Genomic DNA, 5,890 nt, shown 5'->3' on the forward strand with positions numbered 1-5,890 from the left:
GAAATACGCTCTTAATAGTATTTAGACTGGTGAAAAAATAAAATAATAACATAAAGGTCCACCCAGAAAGGTCATTTTTGATACATTTAGAATTTTGTAAAATTTGATTATCAATAGGTTTAACATGTAATGTTTCTGTAAAAAGAATTTTTCGGAGTGGATCAAACTATTTTATGAGAGTAATGCAATAAAATACAATTTTTATTCTATATAGGTAAAAAAAAGTAGCTACATAGTCACAAATATTCTAAAAATAAATTATTTTTGCTAAAAAATAGATAATATTACATTAAACATTTATAACTCATTATTGTATTAAAATTATAAGATGATAAAAGTAGGCATTTTTTTTGGAGGGCGGTCTAGGGAGCGAGAGATTTCGTTTGCGGGAGGAAGAACAGTGTATGATAATCTTGATAAAAATTTATTTGAAGCAATTCCCATATTTGTTGATAGTTTAGGCAATCTGATAGAACTCGATTGGCAGTATATCTATAAGGGAACTATTCAGGACTTTTACCCTCCTCATTCCATTATTCCCAAATTGAAAACAGATTTTCCTCTTTATATAGAATCTTTTGAAGATACTTATTATATAACATCCAAAGCTGCAAGAACAGTAGGAAACCGTATAGATATTTCCGAACTTCCTAATATGATAGATTTTGCTTTTTTAACATTACACGGAGTATTTGGTGAAGACGGAACTATACAAGGTATATTAGAATGGTACGGTATCCCGTACTCAGGTTCTGGTATTTTTCCATCAGCACTTTCTATCAATAAAATATATCAAAAAAAAATTATGGAACAGTGTGGCTTTTCTGTTCCTCAATATGAAATAATATCTCTGCAAGATTGGCTTGCAAAAAATAGTAATGCACAAAAAAATCTTTTAAACAATATTATCCAAAATATGGGATTGCCATTTATAATAAAATCTCCAAATCAAGGTTCTACCATTGGGGTTTCTGTTGTAAATAATGTCATAATGGCAGAATTTATAAGAAAAATAAATCAAAGTTTTTTTATAAAAAAAATAGATACTACCGAATGGAAAAACCTTACCGAAATATCTAAAAATAAAGAAATAGCAAAAATAATAGATATAAAAAATGGAATAGGGTTACCTATAACCATAGATAATAAAATCCGAATAAATTCTCCAAAACGTCTGTTAAAATTCCTTAATACAAGCAAAGTATCCGTAAACCTTGTAAGTGAATACTCTGAAAAATTTGTCATAATAGAAAAATTCATACAAGGAACAGAATTTTCTTGTATTGTTATAGAAGACGAAAAAGGAAAACCTATAGCTTTGCCTCCTACTGAAATTAAAAAAGAGAGTACACTATTTGACTACCGAGCAAAGTATCTATCCGGTATCAGCAGAAAAACTACACCTATTAATTTACCTTTTGAACAAATACAGAAAATAAGAAAAGAATGCGAAAGATTATACCAAACACTTTTTTGCCAAGTATATGCAAGAATAGACGGGTTCTATACTGAAGATGGTAAAGTTATACTGAACGATCCTAACACTACATCGGGAATGCTCCCCTCATCCTTCTTTTTTCACCAAGCTGCTGAAATAGGTATGAACCCCTCACAATTTTTAACTTATATAATCCGAACTTCCATTCAAGTACGAATTCAGGGAGGAAAACCAAAAGAGAAAATCCAAAAAATACTCGACGAATTAGATACTCAAATCTTAACCCCAAAATCACAAGAAAATAAAATAAGAGTTGGAGTTATTTTAGGAGGTTATTCATCCGAAAGGCATATATCAGTTGAAACAGGAAGAAACATATATGAAAAATTATCATCCTCTACTAAATACACTCCCATACCTCTATTTTTAACAGGGAATGAATCTAAACATGAACTCTATATACTACCAATACATATACTTCTAAAAGATAATGCCGATGATATTCAAGAAAAAATTACTAACAACAACCAAGAAGAACATCCTATTATAGAAATTATCAAGAACGAAGCACAACAAATTACCAAAAAATACGTACCAGGTTTCATACAAAAAATACAAAAAATAAGCTACTCCGAATTATCACAAAAAATAGATTTTGCTTTCATCGCACTGCACGGGAGACCTGGAGAAGACGGAACTATCCAAAAAGAATTAGAAAAAGTTCGAATCCCCTATAACGGAAGTGATTCTATTACCTCTCGTAAGACCATAAATAAATACGAAACCAACAAAATACTTGCTGAAAACGGAATACATGTCCCTAAAAATGTATTATTCACAAAAAAAGATATTATGTCTAACAGCAATAAAACAAAAATTATAAGACAAATAGAACAAACGCTTACCTACCCTTTCATAGTAAAACCCATAGATGACGGATGCAGCACGGGAGTAATAAAAATTAAAATAAAAAAACAATTAGAATCTTATGCCAATCTTATTTTTAGAAACAATAAAGAGTTCTCAAAAGAGCTTTATTCCATATTACAGCCCAACAAAAACATTACCGATTTCCCACAAAAAGATTGTTTTATGGCAGAAGAACTTATACAAACAGATAATGACGGAAAATGTATAGAAATAACGGGAGGACTATTGACTTTACATAAAAATGGAAAAAAAGAATTTCATATTTTTGCTCCCAGTGAAGTAATAGCCCAAAGTGATATTCTTTCATTAGAAGAAAAATTCTTAACAGGTGAAGGAAAAAATATTACTCCTGCAAGATTTTCTGAAAACACCGAACAGCAACAAAAATTTACTGCCCACGTCAAAAAAGAACTGCTTAAAGTAGCTCAAATACTCAACCTAAGAGGATATGCAAGAATCGATGCTTTTGTGAAAATTCAAAATGATAACATAAAAGTTATTATTATAGAAGTGAATTCTTTACCGGGTATGACTCCTGCTACTTGTATTTTTCACCAAGCGGCTCTGAGTGGATACAAACCTTTTCATTTTATAGATAAAATTATTCAATATTCTCTCTATAGAAGAAAATTAAAAGAAACCCATAATCTTAATTTGGACAGTCCCCCAAAAAATCACTTTTGATATACCTGTAATTTGTAACTGTTTGGTTATCAATCAATAAAGTTAAAATTAAATATTCTTATACAAAGAAATTTTCGGGTACTCTCTTTTTTTATTATATATTGTCAGAAACAAAAATACTGCACAAGATTTTAGAAAGTTTACCCTCTTTTATTTTCTCTTGTGCAGTATTTTTGAATTGTATTATTATTTTTTATCAGCTACCATATTTTAATACGAGCAGTATCGTGCTTGAACATTTTATTTCCTTCTTTTACACCAAACGCTGTATAAAAAGGATCTAAATTTACTAAGGGACCATTTGCTCTATACTGAGCAGGCGAATGAGGGTCAGTCATTAGAAGATTTTTTAGATATGGTTCACGGTATTTTGTTCTCCAACACGTAGCCCATGAAATAAAAAATCTTTGTTCTGCTGTAAAACCATCTACTTCTTTAGGATGCGATGTCTGCCTAAAAAAGTTTTGAAGACCATCGTATGCCATAGCAATTCCTCCTAAATCTCCAATATTTTCTCCTAAGGTAAAGGCACCATTGACAAAAACACTATCTAATGGTTCATAAGAGTTATATTGATTTACTAATTTTTTAGTGAGCGTTTCAAAACGTTTTCTATCAGCACTTGACCACCAGTTTTTGAGATTTCCGTCTGCATCGTATTGGCTTCCCTGGTCATCAAATCCATGACTTATCTCATGCCCTATTATAGCACCAATACCTCCATAGTTTACTGCTTCATCTGCTTTATAGTTATAAAAAGGAGGTTGGAGTATTCCTGCGGGGAATACTATTTCATTGAATACAGGGTTGTAATAAGCGTTTACGGTGTGAGGGGTCATTCCCCATTCTTTTTTATCAACTGGTTTTCCTATTTTTGAAAGTTCAAAATCATAATCAAATTTTCTCGCATTTATTACATTTCCTGCATAAGACGTTTTTTCTGGATCGGTTTCTATTTTTAAGTTTGCATAACTACGCCACTCATCAGGGTATCCGATTTTTACAGTAAAGGTAGAAAGTTTTTTAAGAGCTTGTTCTTTTGTAGTATCAGACATCCATGTAAGTTTTTTTATTCTTTCTGCGAATGCCATTTTTATATTTTCTACCATAGCAAGGGCTTTATTCTTTGCTTGAGGCGGAAATACAGAATCTACATATAATTTACCGAGTGCTTCACCGAGTGAGTTATCCACTTCCCCTAAAACACGTTTCCAACGAGGTCTTACTTGTTGAGTCCCTCTCATTTCTTTGCTATAAAATTGAAAACTACTATTTACCACCTCTTTTTGAAGATAAGGAGCGTAAGATTTAATAGTATGCCATTTTAAATAGTATTTTATATCGTTTAATGAAATAGTATTTATGATAGTTTCTATTGCTTTCATAAATTTTGGCTCACTCACAATGATACTATCCATTTGAGGTAAACCTGCATCAGATAAAAAAACATTCCAATTTACAGAAGGGGTCAGTTCAGAAAGCCCTGCTATTGTCATCTTGTTATAGGTAAGCTGTGGATTTCTCAATTCCACTTTATCTAATTTAGATTCTGCAAGTTTTGTTTCTATATTTAAAATAGCTTCTGAACCTTTTTGAGCATCTTTCTCTGAATACCCTGTAAATACAAGCATCTCCGTGACCATTTGTTTGTATTTATTTTTTAAATCTAAAGATTGAGCATCCGTTTTTAGATAATAATCTCTATCAGGAAGTCCCATTCCCCATTGTAAAAGATAAGGAACCTGATTTTTTGTGTTTTTTTCATCCGGAGACCCATAGATTCCAAAGAACGCATAAACACCATATTTTCTTAATTCCGCAATACTTTTCTGAAGGGAATTTTTATCACTTATAGCATCTATTTGTTCTAAAAATGGCTTAATGGGCTGTATTCCATTTTTTTCCACAAGCATAGAATCCATACCTATAGAATAAAATTGCCCTATTTTCCATTGGTCACTTCCTTCTTTATAGGCAGGATTTTTAGATGCAGATCTAATAACCGAAGATAATATGTCTTGATTATTTTCATGAATCTCTAAAAAAGCCCCCCATACAGGGTAAATAGCAGGTATTTCCGTTCTCTCTAACCATTTCCCATTTACATATTGAAATATATCATCTGCAGGATTTACGGTAGTATCTCTATGAGAAAAATCAAATGCTTGAAATGCTTCTGTTTTCTCTTGAGTACGACAACTAAAAATATTTACTCCTATAACTACACACAGTAGTGTAAAATTTATATTTTTGAACATCTTTTTATTATTTTTATTTTTAAATGAAAATTAATTAACTATATGTATTATTTTTTTACAATTTAGTAAAAATAAAATATATTATCCCAACGGAGTATACATTTCGAGACCGTTACGAAACTAAATTAAAAAAAATTGATACGTTTTCATCAAAATGAATCATTATATGACTACCCTATATAGGAAAGAAAAGACACAAAAAGAATTTTAAAAGATATGTTTTTCATATTTTTGTTTATTAGGTTTATATTTTTTATTACATATTAAAAAAAGTATGGGAAACCAGAAGAACTCTTTGTGCATTCTTCTGTATTTCCCATACATAATATTATTTATCTTGGACAACTAATAGCAGGACTACTATTAGGATAATTGTCTATCCAGTAATCAGCTGCAAAAATACTTCGTATAGTACTTTCTAAATCGGGTCTTTGAGCAATAATTCCATCTCTCCACTGCCCCCAGTTAGTAGGAGCATCAGTTCATACCAAGCCGTGTAATATTTATAGAGACACCTGCTTCTACCAACCTTGCAACGACATCTGTATAATTTACAAAAATGTTTCCTCGTCTATAAGTA

2 protein-coding genes are annotated in these 5,890 nt (G+C 31.0%); one reads left to right on the top strand and one right to left on the bottom strand.

What is annotated here, in order from left to right:
* The first annotated feature begins 328 nt into the window (after window positions 1-328).
* Window positions 329-3,052, top strand: coding sequence for a hypothetical protein (locus tag QM536_08930; protein MDI9357130.1), 2,724 nt, complete (start codon window positions 329-331; stop codon window positions 3,050-3,052).
* 200 nt (window positions 3,053-3,252) lie between these two features.
* On the opposite strand, the gene QM536_08935 is transcribed toward QM536_08930, so the two are convergent.
* The gene (locus QM536_08935) at window positions 3,253-5,310 is read right to left on the bottom strand and encodes a M13 family metallopeptidase (protein ID MDI9357131.1); all 2,058 of its coding nucleotides are present in this window, start codon (window positions 5,308-5,310) and stop codon (window positions 3,253-3,255) included.
* Between the last annotated feature and the right edge of the window lie 580 nt (window positions 5,311-5,890).

Source organism: Chitinophagaceae bacterium (assembly GCA_030053935.1).
Classification (GTDB): Bacteria; Bacteroidota; Bacteroidia; order Cytophagales; family JASGCU01; genus JASGCU01.